Source organism: Lactobacillus taiwanensis DSM 21401 (assembly GCF_001436695.1).
In the GTDB taxonomy this organism is placed as follows: domain Bacteria; phylum Bacillota; class Bacilli; order Lactobacillales; family Lactobacillaceae; genus Lactobacillus; species Lactobacillus taiwanensis.
Genome location: NZ_AYZG01000001.1, coordinates 113,729 through 137,652 on the forward strand (window position 1 = coordinate 113,729; position 23,924 = coordinate 137,652).

General features: G+C 35.1%; 18 protein-coding genes and 1 riboswitch. Of the genes, 3 read left to right on the plus strand and 15 right to left on the minus strand.

The annotated features are described in order from the left end of the window. Positions 1–3: 3 nt before the first annotated feature. A complete protein-coding gene (gene lysA, locus FD18_RS00595; protein WP_057718051.1) occupies positions 4–1,308 on the minus strand; it encodes a diaminopimelate decarboxylase in 1,305 nt (434 codons plus the stop codon). A gap of 93 nt (positions 1,309–1,401) precedes the next feature. Then, a riboswitch (Lysine riboswitch) is annotated at positions 1,402–1,583 on the minus strand. A gap of 155 nt (positions 1,584–1,738) precedes the next feature. On the opposite strand from lysA, the gene FD18_RS00600 reads away from it, so the two are divergent. After that, the gene (locus FD18_RS00600; RefSeq protein ID WP_057718052.1) at positions 1,739–3,091 is read left to right on the plus strand and encodes an aspartate kinase; all 1,353 of its coding nucleotides are present in this window, start codon (positions 1,739–1,741) and stop codon (positions 3,089–3,091) included. 15 nt (positions 3,092–3,106) lie between these two features. Continuing rightward, the gene (gene dapF / locus FD18_RS00605) at positions 3,107–4,108 is read left to right on the plus strand and encodes a diaminopimelate epimerase (protein ID WP_057718053.1); all 1,002 of its coding nucleotides are present in this window, start codon (positions 3,107–3,109) and stop codon (positions 4,106–4,108) included. A 189-nt stretch (positions 4,109–4,297) separates the two neighbouring features. On the opposite strand, the gene FD18_RS00610 is transcribed toward dapF, so the two are convergent. The 4 genes from FD18_RS00610 to FD18_RS00625 form a co-directional block, all read right to left on the minus strand. After that, entirely contained in the window at positions 4,298–5,563 is a 1,266-nt protein-coding gene (locus FD18_RS00610; RefSeq protein ID WP_057718054.1) for a UDP-N-acetylglucosamine 1-carboxyvinyltransferase, read from the minus strand. A 133-nt stretch (positions 5,564–5,696) separates the two neighbouring features. Next, positions 5,697–7,319, minus strand: coding sequence for a CTP synthase (locus tag FD18_RS00615; RefSeq protein ID WP_057718055.1), 1,623 nt, complete (start codon positions 7,317–7,319; stop codon positions 5,697–5,699). A 131-nt stretch (positions 7,320–7,450) separates the two neighbouring features. Beyond that, positions 7,451–7,993: a DNA-directed RNA polymerase subunit delta gene (rpoE, locus tag FD18_RS00620; RefSeq protein ID WP_057718056.1), complete on the minus strand. Its 543-nt coding sequence runs from the start codon at positions 7,991–7,993 to the stop codon at positions 7,451–7,453. A 48-nt stretch (positions 7,994–8,041) separates the two neighbouring features. Further along, positions 8,042–8,461, minus strand: a complete 420-nt coding sequence (locus FD18_RS00625) for a YwiB family protein (RefSeq protein ID WP_179219464.1) — start codon at positions 8,459–8,461, stop codon at positions 8,042–8,044. A 113-nt stretch (positions 8,462–8,574) separates the two neighbouring features. Here FD18_RS00625 and FD18_RS00630 point away from each other — a divergent pair, with 113 nt between their 5' ends. After that, positions 8,575–9,939: an HD domain-containing protein gene (locus FD18_RS00630; protein ID WP_057718058.1), complete on the plus strand. Its 1,365-nt coding sequence runs from the start codon at positions 8,575–8,577 to the stop codon at positions 9,937–9,939. A 39-nt stretch (positions 9,940–9,978) separates the two neighbouring features. Here FD18_RS00630 and FD18_RS00635 read toward each other — a convergent pair whose 3' ends face one another. The 10 genes from FD18_RS00635 to FD18_RS00680 form a co-directional block, all read right to left on the minus strand. Next, positions 9,979–11,595 (minus strand): glycoside hydrolase family 13 protein, encoded by a 1,617-nt coding sequence (locus FD18_RS00635; protein ID WP_057718059.1) that lies wholly within the window; start codon positions 11,593–11,595, stop codon positions 9,979–9,981. 69 nt (positions 11,596–11,664) lie between these two features. Next, positions 11,665–12,522, minus strand: coding sequence for a sugar ABC transporter permease (locus FD18_RS00640; RefSeq protein ID WP_057718060.1), 858 nt, complete (start codon positions 12,520–12,522; stop codon positions 11,665–11,667). Between the two features lie 2 nt (positions 12,523–12,524). Further along, a complete protein-coding gene (locus tag FD18_RS00645) occupies positions 12,525–13,880 on the minus strand; it encodes a carbohydrate ABC transporter permease (protein WP_057718061.1) in 1,356 nt (451 codons plus the stop codon). A gap of 36 nt (positions 13,881–13,916) precedes the next feature. Continuing rightward, a complete protein-coding gene (locus FD18_RS00650; RefSeq protein WP_057718062.1) occupies positions 13,917–15,134 on the minus strand; it encodes an extracellular solute-binding protein in 1,218 nt (405 codons plus the stop codon). Between the two features lie 112 nt (positions 15,135–15,246). After that, positions 15,247–16,350, minus strand: coding sequence for an ABC transporter ATP-binding protein (locus tag FD18_RS00655; protein WP_057718063.1), 1,104 nt, complete (start codon positions 16,348–16,350; stop codon positions 15,247–15,249). A gap of 20 nt (positions 16,351–16,370) precedes the next feature. Next, positions 16,371–17,033, minus strand: coding sequence for a beta-phosphoglucomutase (pgmB, locus tag FD18_RS00660; protein WP_012845587.1), 663 nt, complete (start codon positions 17,031–17,033; stop codon positions 16,371–16,373). After that, positions 17,018–19,288: a glycoside hydrolase family 65 protein gene (locus tag FD18_RS00665; RefSeq protein WP_057718064.1), complete on the minus strand. Its 2,271-nt coding sequence runs from the start codon at positions 19,286–19,288 to the stop codon at positions 17,018–17,020. Before FD18_RS00665 ends, pgmB begins: the two co-directional genes overlap by 16 nt. A gap of 152 nt (positions 19,289–19,440) precedes the next feature. Continuing rightward, positions 19,441–21,165 carry a glycoside hydrolase family 13 protein gene (locus tag FD18_RS00670; RefSeq protein WP_057718065.1) on the minus strand — a complete coding sequence of 575 codons (1,725 nt, stop codon included), beginning with the start codon at positions 21,163–21,165 and terminating at the stop codon, positions 19,441–19,443. A 19-nt stretch (positions 21,166–21,184) separates the two neighbouring features. Beyond that, positions 21,185–22,840 (minus strand): alpha-glucosidase, encoded by a 1,656-nt coding sequence (locus FD18_RS00675; RefSeq protein ID WP_057718066.1) that lies wholly within the window; start codon positions 22,838–22,840, stop codon positions 21,185–21,187. 104 nt (positions 22,841–22,944) lie between these two features. Next, the gene (locus FD18_RS00680; protein WP_057718067.1) at positions 22,945–23,889 is read right to left on the minus strand and encodes a LacI family DNA-binding transcriptional regulator; all 945 of its coding nucleotides are present in this window, start codon (positions 23,887–23,889) and stop codon (positions 22,945–22,947) included. Positions 23,890–23,924: the final 35 nt, after the last annotated feature.

A 23,924-nucleotide genomic window follows, 5' to 3' on the forward strand; every position in this document is an offset into this window, starting at 1 on the left:
AAATTAAACATTATAGCTTTGGTCTAAATGAACTAGATCTACTAAAGACTCACGTTTAATTACAACTTGAGCCTGACCATTTTCAGCAAATACAACTGCTGGTCGAGGATTTCGATTATAATTTGAAGCCATTGAATAACCATAAGCACCTGTATCTAGCATCGCTAAAATATCTCCTGGCTTTACATCTGGAAGTTCTGCATCAGCCAAAATATCTCCAGACTCACAATATTTACCAGCAAGGTGAACCTTTTGAATAGTCTTTTTTCTAGGATCATTAGCTAAAATAGCTTCATATTTTGCTTGATAAAGTGCAGGACGAATATTGTCGCCCATTCCTCCATCAACTGCTAAATAAGGAATAAGACCAGGAACATCTTTCCTACTGCCTACTGTATATAAATTGTATCCAGCCGGACCAACAATTGAACGTCCGGGTTCAATATCAATCTCAGGAATTGGAAAATTATTTTTAGCAGCTTCACTTTTAATTGTTTTAATGATTGCTTTAACAAATTCTTCTGGCTTTAATGGATGATCTTCAGCAACATATTTAATCCCAAAACCGCCACCCACATTAATAACTTGAGCAGTATAGTCATGGTTCTTACGCCAAGAAACTGCAATTTCGATTAGCTTGGCCGCTGCCATTTCAAAGCCATTCAACTCAAAAATTTGTGAACCAATATGAGCATGTAATCCAAGCATGTGCATTCGCGGATTAGCTAAAACTTTTTCTAAGGCCAAATCTGCTTGACCAGATTCAATGTCAAAACCAAATTTGCTATCAACTTGACCGGTTTGGTCATATTCATGAGTATGAGCTGAAATTCCTGGCGTAACTCTAAGCATGACATTAATCTCACTATTATTTTTTTCTAGCACTTCATTAAGTAAGTCAATCTCATAAAAATTATCAATCATAATCTTGCCCACATGTTTTTTTACGGCCATTTCTAATTCTGCTTTAGACTTATTATTGCCATGAAAACTAACACGCTCCATTGGAAAGCCAGCCTTTAGTGCTGTATAAAGTTCTCCAGCAGATACAACATCCGTAGATGCACCTTCTTCACTTGCTACTTGATACATTGCAATTGCCGCAAAGGCTTTGCTGGCATAGCTCACAGCATAATCAACTTGTTCTTCTTCAAAAACTTTCTTAAAAGCTCTAATTTGATGACGAATTTGATTAACATCGTACACAACAAGTGGTGTCCCGTATTCTCTAGCTAAATCTATACTATCTACACCACCAATAGTTAAATGACCTACTTGATTAATTTGATTTGTTACTTGCGAGTTCATCTTTCTACCTACATTTCTAAAAAAGTAGAAGCGCTAACAAAAAAGTCCATTGTTTGCGCTGAACAAACAATGGACTAAAAAAGCTTTTAATCTTATGATCGATAGCGCTCCGCGAATTTTGATTTTCGCGACAGTTTGCAGTCTCTTAAACTACAACCCAGCAAATAATATTTCGGCAAGATATTATCACTTCGGCAACTTTCCCTTTCACAATTAATCATAGTTTTGCCAAACTCATAATTGCTACTATTGTCAGTTGCGCCTCTTCGAATTTAATTAAATTGTATATTTTATTAAAAAAACAGTCAAGCTTTTACATGAATCTTTAATTTTAATTGCAAGTTTTAAAAATAATGTTAAACTTGCAATTAAAATATTTTAACTAAAGCTATCAAAAATAGTTTTAAATAAATCTAAAGGAAGTAGTAATGTGAAAGTAGTAAAATTTGGTGGCAGTTCACTAGCTACCGGAAAGAGCGTCAATCAAGCAATTAATATTATTTTAGCCGATCCTAGTCGGCAAGTAATGGTAGTCTCCGCACCAGGTAAAAGAAAAAACTCCGATACCAAAGTTACCGATCTTTTAATCAAATATGCTAAAAAAGTTCTTAATCATGAGGATTTCAAACAAATCGTAGATGAGATTTTTAGTCGTTATCAAGATATTGGTAAATATTTTCAAGTTGAAGATAAAGAACTTGAGCAACTTAAAAATGCTTTATTATCCTTACCAACACAAATTTATCCAACTGATGATTATCTTATTGCTGCTTTCAAAGCTCATGGTGAACGCTTGAACGCTCGTTTGATTACAATGATCCTAAACAAAAAGGGGCTAAAAGCTAAATTTCTCGATCCTTTTGATGTCGGCCTAACTGTAACTGGCGAACCAAACGATGCTATTGTCAGTCCTGAAACCTATATCAATCTTGCTAAAGTTGAGTTATCTTCAGAAGAATATATAGTCTTTCCTGGATTTTTTGGAATGACTCCTTCGGGACATATTGCAACTTTTTCTCGAGGTGGATCTGACATTACAGGGGCAATCTTAGCACGCGGATTACATGCTGATCTATACGAGAATTTCACTGATGTTAATGGAATATTTGCAGCTAATCCTAGCATTATTGAACATCCCGATTCAATTAAACAAATGACTTACCGTGAAATGCGAGAATTATCGTATGCTGGATTTTCGGTTTTTCATGATGAAGCTCTAATTCCTGCAATTGAAGGAAAAATTCCAATTAACGTAAAAAATACTAACGACCCTAAAAATGCAGGCACTTTAATTGTTCCTAATCAAAAATTTAAACCGACTAATCCAGTGACGGGCGTAGCCAGCCAAAAACACTTCTCTGCTCTTTACTTGCATAAATACTTACTCAATAAAGAAGCTGGCTTTACGTTACGAATTTTGCAAATACTTTATAAACACAATATTCCATATGAACACATGCCTTCTGGAATTGATGACATTACTATTATTTTCAATCGTCAATTTTTAAATGATCAACTAATTGATTTAATTTGCAATGAAATTCAATCTTTAATTAATCCTGATCAACTAGAATGGATTGATGACTACGCTATTATCATGGTCGTTGGAGAAGGTATGAAATATCAAGAGAGCATTAGTGCGCAAATTCTTTCTGCACTTAATGAGCAAAACATTTCTCCACAAATGATTAATCAAGGGGCTTCTCAAATTTCAATTATGATTGGTACTAAAAAAGAAGAAGCCGATCAAGTTGTTAAAACTATTTATAAGCAATTTTTCTAGAAAGGATGATTTCCCATGACTACTTTATACAAGGTTCACGGTTCTCAAAATCATTTCTTTATTCTTGACCAAACTGAACTTAATACTCCTCTTTCTGAATCAGAATTAATTGCATTAACTAAAAAAATAACCAATCCACAAAATGGCCTTTTAAATGGAGCCGATGGCGTTTTAGTTATTAATAAGGCAACTAGAGATGGTGCTTTGGCGCAAATGCGGGTAATTAATGCCGATGGTAGTGAGGCATCAATGTGTGGTAATGGCCTTAGAACGGTAGCGCGTTATCTATCAGAAAAATATCATCAAGATAGTTTTTTAGTTGATACGATGAATTCTAATTTATGCGTTCGAAAATATGATGATTTAGCGGTAAGAGTACATGCTTTTGCCGTTGAAATCTCACCTGTCTTATTTAATAAAGAAGCATTATCCTTTCAAAATTTGGGTCATGATCGAATTATTGATCAATATTTACCAGAGATTTATCCGGGATTGCGTTTTACATCGCTAGCTGTTCCCAACCCTCACTTGATTAGTTTTATGAATCAAGCACAAATTGAAAGTAATATTTTAAAAGAGGTTGGCGAATATTTAAACAATGAGAATCCTTATTTTAGTGATGGGGTTAATGTTAATTTTGTCCAAATTATTGGTGAAAATCAGTTGTTTGTTCGTACATATGAACGCGGTGTTGGCTTTACTAATGCTTGCGGTACAGGAATGTCGGCAAGTTCCTTAGCTTTTTGTTTAACACATCCTAAGAAAGGCATTTTTAATCAAAAAATTGATGTATACAATCCTGGAGGAAAAGTTCAAACTATTGTTCATCACGAAAATCATTACTACTGGATTGAATTAATTGGTAATGCAACTTTTACTGATCAAATTGAGATTAGTGAGTCCGATTTACATCAAGCAGAATTTGCTAATGTCAAAGTCAAAAGTACTGATGAGGAAAAATATTATCAACAATTTAGTAACCATCTGCCACTCTTTAATAATTTACAAGCAAATTAAGATATTTCGCTTTTTTCAAATTCGAAAATTATTTAATAATCAACAAAAAAACTATGAATTACCAAAATGATAATTCATAGTTTTTACTTACTTAAATTAATCTACGATCAAATAATTGAACCATTTCATCAGTTAAATTATGCGCGATAAAGATTACCGTTGCGGGTTTTTATTATTAAAAATTTAATCTTAAACATCAATTACAGATACTTCTGCACCTAATTGACGCAATTTTTGTTCGATTCTATCATAACCACGCAAAATATTACCTGCGTTCGAAATAATAGTCTCACCATCAGCCATTAAGCCAGCGAGCATCAAACAAGCTCCTGCCCTAATTTCACCAGCACTAACATGCGCCCCATGTAAGTGATGTGTTGGATGAACTAAAATAATATTATCTTCAACATGAATATTGGCACCCATCTTTTGAAGTTCAGGAATATGTCCTACTCGCTTAGGATAGATCTGATCAATTACTACACCTTCACCAGTCTTAGCTGTTAAAAGAAGCGGAGTAACTGGTTGCTGCAAATCAGTTGCAAAACCTGGATAAACGTCAGTTCTAACCTGAACCATCTTTAAGTCACCTGCTGGATACACATAAAGTGAATCTTCATCAGAGTCAATTACTACACCCATTTCCTCTACTTTTGCCAAGTACGAATCAAGGTGTTCTTCAATGATATTATGAATTCTAATTCCATCACCAATACATGCAGCTAAAGCTACGTAGGTTCCAGCTTCAATTCGATCGGGGATAATAGTATGGGGAGTTTGAGCTTTTAACTCTTCCACTCCCTCAATTCGAATCACATCAGTACCAGCACCACGAATAACGGCTCCCATATTATTTAAAAATGTCGCTAAATCAATAATTTCAGGCTCTTTAGCTGCATTTTCAATAACGGTTTGACCCTTAGCCATAACGCTAGCCATAATTATGTTCATTGTTGCGCCTACAGAAGGCATCTTTAAATGAATTTTTGCACCACGAAGCCCAGTTTTAGGGGCTGTAATAATAATTTGATCATTTTCATTCTCAACAGTTGCGCCTAATGCCTCAAAGCCCTTAATGTGTTGATCGATAGGACGAGGTCCAATATCGTCGCCTCCTGGGAAGCCCACCACAGCTTTGCCAAAACGACCTAACAATGCGCCCATAAAGTAGTAAGAGGCTCTCAAGCTCTTAATCTTTCCTGCTGGAAGAGGACTACGCTTAATGTCATCTGGATTTATTCGTAAAGTAGTTTCGTGAAAATCACACTTTACATCCATTTCACTAAGTAGATCCATCAAATTATCTACATCAGCAATTCGCGGAACCCCTTCTAGGGTAACAGGAGTCCGCGAAAGTATTGACGCTGGAATTAATGCTACAGTAGAATTTTTAGCTCCACCGATCCATACGTCGCCCTTCAAGGGCTTTCCACCATGAATAATCATCTGTTTCATTGGGGAAACAATCCTTTTCTCTATTTGTAATACCCAAATGTATCACAAAATATATTAAATGAAAAACGTAAAAAAAACAAGAGAACCCGTATATTATGACTCTCCTGTTACCGAAATTTAATTTTTGAAAAGCCTAATTAAAATGTTGTGCTGGAAGACCACTTGCTGCACCAATAAAAGCTTTGAACAAACCTTCTGGTCTTTGTGGACGACTCAAAAATTCTGGGTGATATTGAGCTGCAATAAAGAACTTTTTATCTGGAATTTCAATAATTTCTACCAAGTGGTTGTCTGGAGAAACACCAGAGAAAACCATACCGGCCTTTTCAAAGGCTTCACGATATTCATTATTGAATTCATAACGGTGACGGTGTCTTTCTTGAATGACATCTTGATCATCGTAAGCAGCGCGAGTCTTAGTACCCTTCTTCAATGTAGCTGGGTACAAACCTAAACGAAGAGTTCCACCGATATTTTCTTCATCACGCTTGTCAGCCATGATATCGATAATATTATCTTTAGTATCTGGATCTGCTTCTGCACTATTTGCATCTTTTAATCCAAGTACATTTCTAGCAAATTCAACACTTGCCATTTGCATTCCCAAACAAATACCTAAGAATGGAATATCATGTTCACGAGCGTATTTAATTGAAGTAATCATTCCTTCAAGTCCACGTGTACCAAAACCACCAGGTACAATTAAACCATCTGAATCCTTCATAATGTCTGCAATGTTATCTTCAGTAATGTCTTCTGCTTGGACCTTATTAACTTTAATCTTGGTATCGTATAAGTAACCTGCGTGTTGCAAAGCATCAGTAACTGAAATATACGCATCTTCAAGTTCTACATACTTACCTACTAAAGTAATTGTAGTCTCATGCTTTAAGTTCTTTGCACGTTCATCAAGTTTCTTCCAAGCTTCCATATCTGCTTCTGGTTTTGGACTTTCTAAGTGAAGGAAATCGCAAACCTTTTGATCCATGCCTTGAGATTGGAAAGCAAGTGGTAAATCAAAAAGTGAAGGAGCATCAATTGATTCAATAATACGATCTACTGGAACATCAGTAAAAGTAGAAATTTTATTCTTCAATTCTTGTGCTACTGGCTTTTCAGCTCTTAAAACAAGCATGTTAGGCTGAATACCAATACTTCTTAATTCAGCAACAGAGTGTTGCGTTGGCTTAGTTTTCATTTCATGAGCTGCGTGAAGATAAGGTACTAAAGTACAGTGAATGTACATTACATTTTCTTCACCAACTTCACGACGCATTTGACGAATTGCTTCCATAAATGGCGTTGATTCAATATCACCTACAGTCCCACCAATTTCAGAGATAATAACATCTGAATCAGTTGTTAAGGCAGCACGCATGATTTTTTTCTTAATCATATCAGTAATATGTGGAATCACTTGTACAGTTGCACCATGGTAATCACCGCGACGTTCTTTATCAAGCACTTCTTGATAAATTTTACCAGTAGTAACATTAGAATATTTACTTGTTCTAACATCAACAATTCTTTCGTAGTGACCCAGATCAAGGTCAGCTTCGGTACCATCATCAGTTACATAAACTTCACCGTGTTGATATGGATTCATTGTACCTGGATCGATGTTGATATAAGGATCGAACTTTTGCATAGTGACTTTTAAACCACGATTTTTAAGTAAACGTCCTAAACTTGAAGCTGAAATACCTTTACCTAGTGATGAAACAACTCCACCAGTTACAAAAATATACTTTGTCATGCCGTGCTTCCTCTCTTTTCTTTAAATTATTCATTAAAATCAAAAAAAAGCTCCCAAATACATGGGAGCTTAATTGCACATAGAGTGCCCATACAAAATACTAAAGGGAAATTCTCTTTCCGTCAAGTACTTTACTCATCATCGTCATCAAGATCATCTTGGTGAAGCTCAGATAATTGACCTTCAATTCCGTCATCTAATTCATTGTCATCGGCATCGTCTAGATCGTCATCTGAATAGTCATCTTCATTGTTGTCGTCTTCCTCAACGTCCAAATCTTCATCTTCTGGATCATCAGAATCGTAGTCGATAATATCATCATCGTCAGAATCACCAATAAATGCATTAACTTTCTTATGGTGCTTCTTACGTGGCGCATCTTCTTCATCTTCTGGATGGTTTACTTCTTCATCAACAGATTCATATGGGAACCAAGAACGCAATGCCCAAACATTATCACCCATTGAAATGAATTCACCATCAGTGTTCATATCAGTGTAAAATTGTGGCAAACGTTCACGAATTTCTTCGTCACTCTTACCCAGAAAGTTCTGGACGGCGTTAACGATATCAGCAAAGGCCATCCGCTTGCCGCTATCTTGTAAAATTGCACGAGCAACTTCGATCATTGACAATTCGTCTTTATTTTGACCTTTAAAATCATCTAACCCCACAGTGGCACGTCCTTTCACGTAATCAAGTTATCTAAATTTGCTAAAGATTTATTCTATTATATCAATCTTTATTGCATAGTTACCTACTAAGTATAGACCAGAAAAGAGATCATATTCAACTTTTAGTTGCATCTTTCCTGGAGAAATTTCAGAAAAATCCAATTTATTAGTTAAAGATTCTAAATTCATTTGCTTACCAGCAGCTATAACTTTACATTTTCTTTTTTCTCCTGGCTCAAACTTCATTAATGTATGATCACCTTTAATATCGCCTCGCTGCATCACAAGCTCATGCGGTTTAACCAATAATTTTACCTCAACGTCGCCTTCTTTATTTTTTTCATCATATTTTATACGCCAATCATCACCAATTCTTTCGATTGATCCTAAACCGTCTCTTTCAAAAACTGCTGATTCATCTTCTTGATGAATCTCACTAGTAATCTTAATTTCAACTTCCTTACTCATTATTTTCACCTTCATCCATACTAAGATAGCCTTAAAGTAGCATTATTGTTATAATCAAGTTAATTATAAGTTAACAGATTTATTTTATTATCCGAGAAAATAGTATAAGAAAAATGAAAAAATTTCAAAGTAAAAAATTGGATCATGAAAAAGTAGTACGCGATCCAGTTCACAGCTATATTCATGTAAAAGATAAAGTCATTTTAGATATTATTAATTCAAAAGAATTTCAGCGCCTACGTCGTATTAAACAATTAGGACCTGCTTCCTATGTCTTTCAAGGTGCAACACATACACGCTTTGAACATAACCTAGGGGTATATGAATTAACACGCAGAATTTGTGATATTTTTGAAGAAAAATATCCAAGCAAAGAACCTGGAGACGGATTATGGGATCCAAGCGAAAGATTATTAGCTGAATGTGCGGCACTTCTTCATGACATTGGTCACGGTCCTTATTCTCACACCTTTGAACATCTCTTTGGTACTAACCATGAAAAAATGGGCCAACAAATCATTACTGACAAAAATACCGAAGTTAATCAAGCATTAAGACAAGTAGGTCCTAACTTTCCAGAATTAGTTGCTAGCGTTATTGCTAAAACTTATCCTAACCCTCAAGTAGTTAAATTGATTTCAAGTCAAGCTGATGCTGACAGAATGGACTACCTACTTCGAGACGCTTATTTTACTGGTGTTACTTATGGTAGTTTTGATCTAACCAGAATTTTAGAAGTTATTCGACCTTACCGTGATGGTATTTGCTTTACAGACAAAGGAATTCACGCTGTAGAAGACTATATCATTAGTCGCTACCAAATGTATCAACAAGTGTACTTTCATCGTGTAAACCGCTCTATGGAGGTTATTCTCCATCATTTACTTGAAAGAGCTCAAATCATTTATGAAGAAGGAAAACTTCAAGTTACACCTCAACTAGAAGCTTTTTTAAAAAAAGATTGGACTCTTGAAGATTATCTTAATTTAGATGACGGGGTAATGGAGACTAACTTCTTGTTATGGACTAATTCTGGTGACCAAATTCTAGCAGATCTTTCAAGCCGTTATTTATACCGCCACCCACTTGAAAGTGTCAAAATTAATGACGATACTAAGAATTTACTACCAAAACTTAAAAATCTAATTAAACAGGCGGGTTTTGATCCTAACTACTACACTGCAACTAATTCAGCCTTTGATGAACCTTATGACGCTTATAAACCAACTGGTAAAAATGCCCATAGTCCAATTGAAATTATGCAAACAGATGGTAGTTTAGTAGAACTGTCTGAATTAAGTCCATTAGTTAAATCATTAAATGGAACTTTACAAGGAGATGAACGTTTCTTCTTTCCAAAAGTAATGGTCAAAGAAACTGATGAACCACAAATTTTTGATCCGATTTATCAAGAATTTCAAAAGTATATTCGAAACAATACTTTGCGTTATTTAAGACGTCCTAATAAAAAGAAATAGATTAAAAAAGTGCCTTGATTAAAATCAACGCACTTTTTATTATTCTCTAACTGCAAAAGCTTCATAAGGCTTTAAAGTAATATTCTTTAGCCTATCTCGCTTTTCATAATTACTAATTAAAACCTTTCTAAAATCGTTATCTAAATTAAAGTCTTGCTTCTTACCAGATAAGTTGGCAACAATCAGCCACTTTTCATCCCCCAACTTACGCCAAAAAGCTAAAACGTTATCACCAGTATTTTCAACTAATTCAAAATTTCCATCCACTACAATTGGATTTTCATGTCTAAGCTTAATTAGTTTTTGATATGTATAAAAAATAGACTCTGGATCAGATAAAGCTTCTTGGACATTAATGTTTTTATAGTTGGGATTAACTTTAAGCCATGGTGTTCCACTAGTAAAACCTGCATTTTCTTTATTTGACCACTGCATTGGTCGTCTAGCGTTATCTCGTCCTTTGACATTAATTGAGTTAATTAGGTCATCTTGCTTATAGCCTTGAGTCAATCTTTCATGATACATATTGATACTTTCAATATCTTCGACTTCATCAATAGATGTAACAGGGCAATTTGTCATACCAATTTCTTCGCCATTATAAATATACGGTGTTCCGTGCATTAAATGCAGTATAATTGCAAACATCTTTGCACTTTGAACACGATATTCTTTATCATTTCCCCAACGAGAAATTACTCTTGGAATATCATGATTTTCCCAAAATAAACTATTCCATGCATGATTAAAATCAATTTCTGTCTGCCACTTAACTAGAACTTTTTTCAATTCTCCTAGATCAAGAGCTCGTAAATCCCACTTTTCTTTACCAGCTTGTTGATCTAAACTTTGGTTTTCAAATTGAAAAACCATTGATAATTCATGGCGAGACGGATCAGAATATTCTTCTGCAATTTTTGGTGTCGCATTCCATGTTTCTCCCACAGTCATTAAGTCTTTTCCTGCAAAAGTATGCTCATTCATCTCTTTCAAATATGGATGAAGCATTGGTCCGTTTTCACGAATCTTTTTATCTGGATCTTTACCAATTAATTCAATGACATCCATTCTAAATCCGCCAATTCCTTTATCAATCCAGTAATTCATCATGCCGTAAATCTTATTTCTTAATTCTGGATTCTTCCAGTTTAAATCTGGTTGCTGATCCGCAAAAAAGTGTAAATAATACTGCCCAGTTTTATCATCAAATTTCCAAGCTGAGCCTGAAAACGCTGATTTCAAATCATTTGGCTCATGTCCATCTACTGGATCACGCCAAATATAAAAATCACGATATGGGCTATTCTTACTTTTCTTTGATTCAATAAACCAAGGATGTCGATCAGAAGTGTGATTAACTACAAGGTCCATAACGATCCGTATACGATGTTTTTTAGCTTCTCTAATTAGATTATCCATATCCTCCATTGTTCCATATTGTGGATCGATTTTTTGATAATCAGAAATATCATAGCCATTATCTACTCCAGGTGATAAATAAACTGGCGATAGCCAAATAGCATCAATACCCAATTTTTCTAAATATTCCAATCTTGAAATAATACCTGGAATATCTCCGATCCCATCACCATTACTGTCTTGAAAGGATTTTGGATAAACTTGATAAACAACTGCTTTTTTCCACCAAGGTGTCATATTTTTCTCCTTAAAATAAAAAGCGTCCTGTTAAGACAGGACACTTTTTTCACATAAACTTTAATTTGATTAACCTTTATCAGCACCTGCTGTAATTCCGTTAACATAGAATTTTTGCATTACAATGAACAAAATCGTAATTGGGATCGCGATGATTACACATCCAGCAATAAACTGAGTAAAGAATTGTGCCATTGTACCCTTTGCTGAGTGAACCATGTTGTACAGTCCATAGGCAACAGTGTAGGTCTTCGGATTTCCTGAGGTAGAGAGGATAATACCTGAGAAAATGAAGTCTACCCATGGAGCCATGAACGAAGTAAGTGCAGTATAAACAATCATTGGCTTTGAAAGTGGTAGTCCAATATGAACAAATACTTGCCATTTGTTAGCTCCATCAATTTCAGCAGCCTCATCAATTGCTCGTGGCATTGTGTCAAAGAACCCTTTAGCAATGTAGAAACCAAGGCCAGCGCCACCAACATAAACTAAGATCAAACCACCAAGGTTTAGCATATTCAATGCCTTTAAGATGTAGTACAAAGCAATCATGGACATAAAGCCAGGAAACATACCTAAAACTAAGGCAATTTGCAAAAACGGCTTACGGAAGCGAAAACGTAATCTTGATAATACGTAAGCAACCGCAATCGTTACAAAAGTTGATAAGGTCGCTGAGATAACAGCTACAAATAAAGTATTTAATACCCAGTTTACAAAAGGATATTGTGAGCTAGTAAGAATACCAACATAATTTTGCCAAGTAAATTTTTCTGGCCAAATTGTAGATACAAAGCCTGTGTTGTTGTATGAAAAACTTGCTAAAATGATCCAAATAATTGGGAAAATCCATAATACGGCTAGGATAGCTAATAGAACATATCTAAAAATTAAAGCAAATCTTCTTTGATTACTATAAGACTTCATTTTTAGCCCTCCTTGTACGCGTTAGTATGACGATATGCAATTAGTGAGAATGTAGCACTAATGATAAAGATCAAAATACCCAAAACAGCGGATGCATTGTAGCGTTGCTCTTGACCAAATGTCAAGTTATAGAGCCAAGTTACAAGCAAGTCTGTCGAACCAGCACCATTGTAGTTATTGTTCATTGGTGCACCACCAGTTAACAAGTAGATAACATTAAAGTTGTTGATGTTACCAATAAATTGTTGTATCAAAGCTGGAGACATTACGAATAAAATTTGCGGGAATGTAATGTGATTAAAAATTTGTACTGGGCTTGCACCGTCAATACGAGCAGCTTCAATTTGATCTTGCGGTAAGTTTTGAATAATAGCTGTTGAAGTTAACATTGAGACTGGGATACCAATCCACATGTTAACTACAATAACTGTAATTCTAGCAATCAGAGGACTAGCTTGATTATCAATGAAGTGAATTGGGTGGCTAATCCAGCCCCAGTTCATAAGTAATGTGTTCAATGGTCCTTGATAATCTAAGAATTGCGCCATCATTAGTAAAGATACAAACTGTGGAACAGCATAAACAATTATAAAAATTGTTCTCCATACATTCTTATGCTTGATTCCCTTTGATTCAATTAAAAGGGCAAGTAAAACACCAAAGAAGAAAGTAGTAGCAGTAGCAGCCACTGCCCAAATCAAAGTCCAACCTAGCACTGGGAAGAAAGTGCCTGCTAGATCACCACTTAAGACATTTCCAAATGCTTGAAAACCAGTCCAGGAAAATCCAACTGAGTGTTGACGGTCATAGTTAGTAAATGCCATCGAAATCATAAAGACTGTAGGCAAAACCGTAAATAAGATAATTAGGACAATCGGAATCGTCATTAAGGTTGCATGTAATCTTTGGTCAAACAAAGATGCAATTTCTTCGTGATTAGTTGGAATGTGCTCATGTCTTTTTTCTAATAAGAATGTATGTTTATTAGATCTTAAATTAACGATATATAGGTAAATAAACCCAGCAACAATAAATAAAGCTAATATACCAAATAATAGAATTAACACTGAATTATCTGGCTGTTGAGTAATATATACTCCTTGAGCTTTATCAAATACAACGCGTTTACTTTTTATTGCACCTAAGTTACTTAGACCAGCAATTGAATGAATTCCGCTTAAAAAGAACCAAATCAGAAATATAATTTCAGCAAATAAAAGCGAGAATCCCTTCAGCCATTGCCGATGTCTGAGGGCATTTAAGCCCATAATGAAGAAGGTTAACTTAGTTACTGCATCTCCATCTTTCCATGTTTCCTTTAACGTAACTGCAGACGTAGCATGTTTTTTCTTAAACATAATTAATCAAACCTTTGCTTATGTGATTTTTCAAGATTATTCTTTCTTAGAAATATTCTTTTGTAGTTTAGCAAGCTTGCTCTTGTATTGTGATGGCTTAATCTTACCATCGTATGCACCACTAACAAGTGGAGCAGCATCGTTCCAGAAAATTGACATTTGTGGTAATTTTGGTTGAAGAACTGAGTAGCCTGGTTGAGTCATCTGTAATACAGCCTTAGCAACTGGATCGTTCTTAACTGCTGCAGTATTTTGAGCAGCGATATTAACAGGAACTTCACCGGTATTCTTGTGAACAATTAATTGGTTTTCTTTATTTGTTAAGTATTTAGCTAAAATTGCAGCATTCTTAGCATTAGAAGTATGTGAGTTAACTGCGAAACATTCAACACCTAAGAAGGCTTCCATTTGCGCGGTCTTGCCACCAACTTCAATAGTTGGGTATGGAGCAACTCCTAAATTCTTACCCAAGATTTTCTTAATGTTAGCCGCATTCCATGGACCATCTAAGATAGCTTGAGCATTACCTTTCTTTAATTGATTAAGTGCATTTGAAGTTTGCATAACTCCCTTATTATTCTTTTGTTCTGCATACCACTTCATTGCATTTACGCCATTTTGAGAATCAAAAGTTGAACCTTTGACATCTTCACCGTTGTTACCAAATAATTTGGTACCTGCTGAAAACATTACTGGCCACATTACATAAACATTTGTAAAGTCAGTTGCAACTACGCCTTTAGAAGTCAAAGTCTTCCAAGATTTAACATCTTCTGGTGAAAGTTTAGACTTATCATAGTAAACAGTTTGAGCTTGTTCTGCATATGGATATGCATAAAGCTTCCCTTTCCATTCGGCACCCTTATAAGCTTCTGAAACTGAATTATTCTTAATTGCTTTAGTATCAGATGGTGATAATGGGTTAATGTAACCCGAATCTGCCATTTGACCTAATTGATCATTTGGAACACTAAATACATCTGCAGCTTTTGATGGATCTTTACCAACATCGGTTTTAGCATTAGCTGATCCATTAGGATTTTGAGTAACTTTAACTTTAATATTAGGGTGTTCTTTTTCAAAATCTTTTACTACACCCTTATACCAACTAACACGTGCAGTATCTACCCAAAGAGTTAATTGCTTATCTGAGCTTTTTGATTCATTTGAATTAGAGCTCTTTCCACAAGCAGTTAATGAAATAGCTGATAGAGCTACTACACTACCTAAAGCTAATTTTTTCCATAACTTCATAATATTTCCTCCTAGCCATAACTGGCTAAATACATTTATTACAACTGTAAGCCAAGTTTCACACTCGTTGTAAACCTAATTAATACTTTGCAGAAGTGGCCTCTCCTCCAAATTAGCGAATAGCATTCGTTGTATCTTTATCGAAGAAGTGGGCCTTATTAACATCAAACCCCATTCTTACTTTATCGCCGGGAGTATGGTAATCACGGGCATTTACAATGGCTACAAATTCTGTTCCATCAACTTTCTGATAAAGCTGAATGGTTGAACCAAGCAACTCTGAAACAACAACAGTTGATTCAACAACTGAATTAGGCCAAGTTTCAAGGAAAGCTTCCTCTGAATGAATATCTTCAGGACGAATACCAAAGACTAAGTCTTTATCTTCATATCCTTTTTCCCTAAGCATCTTAGCCTTACCTTCAGGAATTTCAATGTTCAATCCTTTACCATCGCTAATTCGGTTACCCTTAAAGTGAACGTTGAAAAAATTCATTTGAGGAGATCCGATAAAACCAGCTACGAACATATTTACTGGTGTATTGTAAACTTCTAGAGGTGTACCAATTTGTTGAACTTTACCCACCGACATAACTACTACCCGATCTGCTAAAGTCATGGCTTCAGTTTGATCGTGAGTAACATAAATCGTAGTAGTTCCCAAATTTTGGTGCAACTTAGCAATTTCAGCACGCATTGTGACACGTAATTTTGCATCCAAGTTTGATAATGGTTCATCCATTAAGAAGATCGGCGCATCCCGAACAATTGCTCGTCCTAAGGCAACACGCTGTCTTTGACCACCAGATAATTCAGATGGCTTTTTATCAAGATATTCTGATAAACCTAAAATATCTGCTGCATGCTTAACTCGCTTATCAATTTCATCTTTCTTATAATGACGAAGCTTTAATCCAAAAGCCATGTTGTCGTAAATGGACATATGAGGGTACAAAGCATAGTTTTGGAAAACCATGGCAATGTCTCTATCTTTTGGTGCAACGTCATTCATTACCTTATGGTCAATCTCTAAAGTACCTTTAGAAATATCTTCTAGACCAGCAACCATTCTCAAAGTAGTTGATTTACCACAACCAGACGGTCCAACAAAAACGATAAATTCCTTATCTTTGATATGTAAATCAAAGTCATTAACTGAATATTTATCATTTCCTTCGTACTTTTTATAGATATGGTTCAAATCTACCTCAACCATTCTCTTCCCCTACTTCCCTCTTATTTTTTATTAAAAACTGATTCAATTTCTGAAAGTTTCAATTCTTTAGTAGTTGGAACAATATAATCAGCCTCTTTCAAGACCTCTTTATTCCCAATTCCAACTGCAAATTGACCAGCACTTTTAATTGATTGAACACCGGCTTGAGCATCTTCAAAACTAATTACTTCGTCTGCATTCAAACCAGCCAATTCTTGTGCCTTTTCATAAATTTCTGGATCTGGTTTTCCGCGATGAAGTGTTGCTGGATCAACAATGCCATCAAATTCATCCATAATTCCTAACTTTGTTAAAATCTTAGGTGCATTTTTTGAGGCAGAAGCAATAATCATTTTTAAATTTTGCTTCTTTGCATCACTAAGCAATTCAGGAATACCTGGCAAAATATCTGCTGGCGTCATTTTTTCAACTTGTTCAACAAATTTAGTATTCTTTTCTGCTGCGAACTTTTCTTTTTCTGCTTCAGAATATTTATCTTCCTGATCGCCATATTTCAAAATTAGATTTAAAGAATCCATTCTTGAAATACCCCTTAAGCTATCAAGTTGATCATCCGTTAAGTTAATCCCTAATTCCTTAGCTAAATTATTCCAAGCGGTTAAATGGTAGACGGCTGAATTTGTTAAAACTCCATCTAAGTCAAAAATTAGTCCTTTAAGCATTTACTTTCACCTTCTTTAAGCATTACCTTCTTATCATTAACAAGAATCTCTAGATCTTTACCTTCAAGTAAAGAGATCTTGTTTTCTTGATGATCAACATAAACTTTAATTAAACGACCACGGTAGTTAATCTTAAAGCTATAGTGATCCCAGTTATCTGGAATAAATGGCTTAAATTTTAATTTATCGTGATCATAACGCATCCCAGCAAATCCTTGAACAATTGCTAACCATGAACCGCTCATCGAAGTAATATGCAAACCATCAACGGTATCATTGTTGTAATTGTCTAAATCAAGTCTTGCAGTTCTCTCGTAAAGCTCAACAGCCTTATCTTTCTTGCCTAATTCAGCAGCTAAGACAGAGTGAATTGAAGGAGATAATGAACTTTCGTGAACCGTTAAAGGTTCATAGAAATCAAAGTTCTTTTCTTTTTGCTCTTTAGTGTAATTTTCTGGGAAGAAGTAAATTCCTTGTAAAACGTCAGCCTGTTTGATAAATGGTGATCTCAAAATCTTATCCCATGACCAATGTTGGTTAATTGGTCTTTGATCTTCAATTTCACTTACTGGACGAATCTCTTTATCAAGAAAATCATCTTGTTGTAAGAAAATACCTAAATCTTTATCTTCTGGTAGATAAATCTTATCGACAATGTCTTGCCACTTTTCTTTTTCTTCTTCAGTAACATGTACTCTTTCTTGAGCTTCTTTAGTTGCAAGTGGTAAACGTTCTAGCGTATATTTCAAAAGCCATCTTGCCATGGTGTTTGTAAACCAGTTATTGTTAACATTATTTTCGTATTCATTTGGTCCAGTAACACCATGCATTACATACTTATTACGCCATTTAGACCAATGAACTCTGGCTGCCCAAAATCTTGCAGTTCCAACTAGGACATCCATACCTTCATTCTTAACATAGCTATCATCGCCAGTATATTCAGTGTACATTGCAATTGCATGTGGAATATCAGCATTTCTGTGGATTTCTTCAAAAGTAATTTCCCATTCGTTATGACATTCAATACCATTGAAAGTTACCATTGGGAACAAGGCACCTGGAAGGCCTTGTTCTTTAGCATTGTGATATGCTCCTGGTAATTGATTATGACGATATTGAAGAAGGGCTTTAGTAACGCTTGGGTTAGTGATTCCTAAGTACATTGGAACGATATAAGCCTCAGTATCCCAATAAGTAGCACCACCGTATTTTTCACCAGTAAATCCCTTAGGACCAACGTTCAAGCGTTCATCTTCACCGTAGTATGTCATGAACAATTGAGCAATATTAAATCTAATCCCCTGTTGTGCTGCTGCATCACCAGAAATTTCAACATCACTCATATTCCAACGTTTTTGCCATTCAGCAGTATGGTCGGCTAAGTTTTCTTCAAAGCTCTTTGATTGAAGCTTATTCATTAAATTTTCAGCAACACTTGCTTGATCTTTTTCTTCAACATCTCTACTTGTTATAACAATAACGTCTTTTTCAAGTTCGTAGCTTTGTCCTTCACTTAATTCAACTGAAAATTTTTCGCTTAACTTGGCTTCTTTAGTAGAAACTTCAGTTTGAATTAGTTCACCATTGTGGCGTAAAGATTCTTGAAGTAAAACTGTGAATTGTGGCACTTCATAAGGATTAGGCTTAGTTTTTACCTGGATAGCTTTTGTATCCTTATTCTCATCAAGTGGAATCCAGAAGCGTTCACCATAGTTACTGTCTTCGTTAACAACTATTCCATCTAAGCTAGCATCAAAATCAATCTTAGCCTTTCCTTCAAGTACTGTAGCTTTTACTTTAATTAAAGCAGCTTCTTTTTGTACAATATGGAGAAAACGTTCAAATTCAAATTTAATTTTGACATCTTTACCTTCATAGATAAAACTTCTTGAAAGAAGTCCTTGATGCATATCAAGTGATAATTCAAAATCACTAAATTTTACTTTGGCTAAATCAATTTTTTCACCGTTGACAGTGATCCCAATTCCAATAAAACTTGGAGCATTTGGTGTCTTACCGAAGTACTTCGGGTATCCATTCTTCCACCAACCAACAACTGTCTTATCTGGGAACCATACACCTGCTAAGTATGTTCCTTGAAGCGTGTCACCAGAGTAACCCTCCTCAAAGTTTCCTCTCATTCCCATATAGTCGTTACCAATTGCGGTAATACTTTCTTGTAACCTTTTATCTTCCTTGGAAAATTCATGTGTCGTTACTTTCCAAGGATCAACCTCAAAAATTCTCTTCATTATCCTTCTCCATCACTTTCGTGAAGTTTTTTTATTTACAAATCTATTATCCAATTATTGAAAGCGCTTAACAATGTTTACTTTGATGTTACCGGTATCAAAAAATTATAAGAAAAAAAGCAGCATCTTATTGCTACTTTTTTGTTCATATATTAAGCTTCAACCTCGATTAAAAAGCCATCTGGCGCTAATACTCCCGATTTATAGTTCTGACTCAGTGCTGTTATTTTATCAATTTTAATACCTTTTTTACCTGTGTTATAGTAGGCCCTTATTGTTTCTTTGCCTATTCGTTCAACTTTTAAGAGATCTTTTTCTGTTACCGTTAACGTAACAGTACCTTTATTTAAGGTATCACTATGATCTAGTCTGAATTTTACTAATTCATGGACTCTTTGCCATACTGGTCCTTCGAGCTTGCTCCAGTCCATTGGTTTGCGGCAATCCGGATCATTATCGCCGCTCATTCCCATCTCTGTCCCATAGTAAATACATGGCACTCCAGGTTGAACAAATTCATACGCAACTGCTTGTAAAGCTAAATCTTGATTTTCTTTTGCTAAAGTTAAAATTCTAGCCGTATCATGGGAATCGAGCATATTCATCATAGCCTGGTCAACCATATCAGGATACATCATTAGTTGATCAGTTAAGTGTTCACTTAGGTCTTTAGCATCCATTTTATGCTTGAAGAAATGATCTTCAATTTGTAAAGTATATGGATAATTCATGACACCTGTAAATTGATCTCCCTGAAGCCATGGACGAGCTGAATGCCATATTTCACCAACAATATAGAAATCAGGCTTTATTTTAACTAATTCGTCATGGAATCTCTTCCAGAAATGATGGTCAACTTCATTTGCAACATCTAGACGCCATGCATCAATATCAAAATATTTTACCCAGTAGGTCGCAATTTCTAATAAGAAGTCCTGTACTTCTGGGTTAGCCGTATTTAATTTAGGCATATGCTTTTCGAATGCAAAGGTTTCATACGGTGGATTTTTTTCACCTTTACTTGGGTCACGATAGGGTTCAACAGGATAGGAATTAATGTGGAACCAATCTTTAAAGCGTGATTTTTCGCCATTTTTAACTACATCTTGCCACTGCATCGATTGATCACCCAAGTGATTAAAGACCGCATCAAGCATAACTTTCATCCCACGCTTATGCGCTTCATTAACTACTTTTGCAAATAAATCCTTTTCTCCAAAAGCTGGATCTACTTGTAAATAGTCAATTGTGTCGTATTTATGATTAGAACTTGCCTTAAAAATTGGGCAGAAATATAGTCCCGTAACTCCTAATCTTTGTAAATCATCTAAATGATCTAAAACGCCTTGTAAGTCTCCACCATAAAAATCTTCTCTACCTGGATGATCTTGCGGACTCCACTCTTTAACATTTGCTGGGTCATTACTTTTATCACCATTAGCAAAACGCTCCGGAAAAATTTGATACCAAACAATGTCTTTAAGCCATTTTGGAGTCTTGATGCGATCAATATCATGGAAGTACGGAACTTTAAAATACATTCCATCTTCTCTTAATTTTTCATCGCTAAAGTTTTCAATACTACGGTCACCAAAAATCACATGACTTCCGTCTTTGCCAATCACTTCAAAAGTATATTTAATTCGGTGATATGGAGCAGTTAAGGTTGCTCCCCAGTAATCATTAACTTGACCACTACCTATTTTCTCCATTTCAAGTTCTTTAGCTTGTTTTGGTGGTAGATAGTTATCCGTGTAATGAACAATTACTTTTTCCACATCATCTTTTGCTGTATGAAGTCTAATTTTAACGTGTGAATGATCAATAATAAAACAATCTTCACTTTCAGTTCTATGTTTTAAAGCTGCAAGTTGCATATTTTATTCCTCAATCTTTTTAATTTTCTAATACTACTCCGGCATATGGTTCTAATCGTAATTTTCCTGCCGTTAAATCATATTCGCCAGCCGCTAACCTTTCACTACTAAATTCTTTTCCTACTTCAAGCTCAATTGGTTCTTGACTCAAAGAAACAGCAATAAGTGCTTTTTTGTCTTTTAAATTACGCTCATAGACATAGCTCCCATTTGACGTTGGCCATAAATAATAATTACCTTCTTGAAATAGTTGTTCTTTCTTCAAGCTAATAAGCTTTTTGTAAAAGTTAAACATACTACTATCATCTGCTATTTCATCAGCTGCATTTGTCTCATCAAGCTTTTTACCTTGAATCCAAGGTTCTCTATCTGTAAAGCCATTATTTCTTTCGTTATTCCATGGCATTGGTCCTCTAGCTGGGAGCTTATGAGTCTTACTTGCCATTAGCAAGGCTTCTTTTGTAGTCTTTCCTGCCTTTTCTGCACTCTTTACAAACTCTTTTACAGTATCATCTTGAAAATCATTTACATTTTCAAACTGTAGATTTCTCATTCCTAACTCTTCACCATAATAAATGATTGGAATACCGCATTGTAAGTACATCAACATAGCTAAACTTCTTGCTTGAGTATTATTTTTAGCAATCCTGGTTGCAAGCCTTGCCATATCATGATTATTCCAATAAAGGGTAGGTTTAGAAATTCCACTTAAGGTTTGTTGCCAAATAGTTTGATTTTGTTTAAATTTAACCCAATCTAATGGTTTAGGCTGATAATTACTCAAAAAACTAGGATCGACTTTGTTCTGATCTTCAGTAAAATATCTAAAAGTAATTACGCTATCCATTAAGTGATTATCCTTATTTGTATAATCCACAGCTAAATTTACATTTGCACTTGCTGCTTCTCCTAAAAGTAATGCATCAGGATAATCTTGTTTTATTTCTTCACAAAATGGTCGCATCCACTTTTGAACTTGTGGTAAATTAGCAAAAAATGGTTCTGCAATTATTGGTTCTTTATCTTTGCTATCAACTGGAAAATTCTGTCTTAAATCTGCTTTTGCAATATGAATAAATGCATCTAGTCTTAATCCATCAATTCCCTTTTCTAACCAATATTTTGCAATCCCAGTCATTGCATGTCTAACTTCTGGATTATTCCAATTCAAATCAGGCATTCTTTTATCAAAAAGATGGAAATAAAATTGTCCGGTACCTGCAGGATCCTTTTCCCAAACACTTCCTCCGAAAAAACTTCCCCAGTTATTTGGACGCTGATTGTTTCCTCCTGCAAAAATATAATAGTCACGATATATACTTTCTGAATTTTTTATAGCATCTTGAAACCAGGGATGCTGATCAGAAGTATGGTTCAATACAAAGTCCATAATTACATGAATCCCAGCCGCATGCATTTCCTTAATTAAGTTATCCATATCTTCCATTGTTCCCATCTTTGGATCAATAGCGAAATAATTCGATACATCATAACCATTATCCACTTGTGGAGAAACAAAAATTGGATTTAGCCAAACAGCATTGATTCCTAATTCCCTTAAATACGGTATTCTCTTTCTTATTCCATTTAAGTCACCAATACCGTCACTATTAGAATCTTGAAAAGACTTCGGATAAATTTGATAAATAATTGCTTGGTCATACCAATATCTCATAATAAACTTCCTCCATAGCTTTTATTTTAAGCAATTATTTTAAGCGCTTACAATATGTTTTATATGTTACCGGTATCAAAAAAAGAAGCTGCGGTAACAGCTTTCTAATTTCTTGTAGATTCATTTTTTCTTAGTTCTGGCTCAATCAAGACTTCACCCTGCTGAGCTCCATCTTGTTTAATTTTTTGCAGAATCATGGCTGCTAAGAGTTCACCAAGCTTAAATAAATTTTGCTTAACTGTAGTTAACTTAGGATTTGAGACTTGATCTAAAAATACTCCATCAAAACCAATTACACCGAAATCTCTAGGAATATTCCCATTCTTTCTTTGGATAGCGCGTACTACACCAACTGCAATTCGATCACTGGCACAAATAAAGCACGTATTCGGCGCAAATTTTTTCCAATTACTAATAATTAACTTTTCAGCCAAACTACTATGATTTTGAATTCGAAAAATTTTAGGAATCATATTATGCTTTTGGAGTGTATTGATATAGCCCGCTTCTCTTGAATATTCAAATGGTTCTTTCTCATCAATTCCAATAAAAATAATTGATTGATAATTTTTATTGAGTGCATATTGTGTAGCTAACTGTTCACCTAATTTGTTATCTGTATCAATAAAATCATAACCGAAGCGATTTTCTCCAAATAAAACAAAAGGTTTATCTAATTGATCTAACCATTCTGCATCCGTTGCTCGCCCCCCAGTTATAATGTAGCCGTCTCCTCCGCCAACATCCCTACCTGTGGCTAATTGAATTGCGTAGTGTTTTTTGCTCAGTCCTTTAGCAATTCCAAAAAGTAGATTCATATAGTATGGCTCGGTTGTATCAATATCTTCTAAAATTACCAGTTTAACCACATTAGTTCGATTATGAGCCAAAGCACTCGCAACTGAATTGGGATGATAATTCAATTGTTCCATTGCTTTTTCCACAATTTTTCTTAATTCTGGCGTCACTTGCTGCGGATGGTTAATAACCCGCGATACTGTCATCTTAGATACATTAGCTTTTTTTGCTACATCAGATAAAGTAGTCATATTCCTATAGTTCCCTCTTTAAAACTGTATAGTTT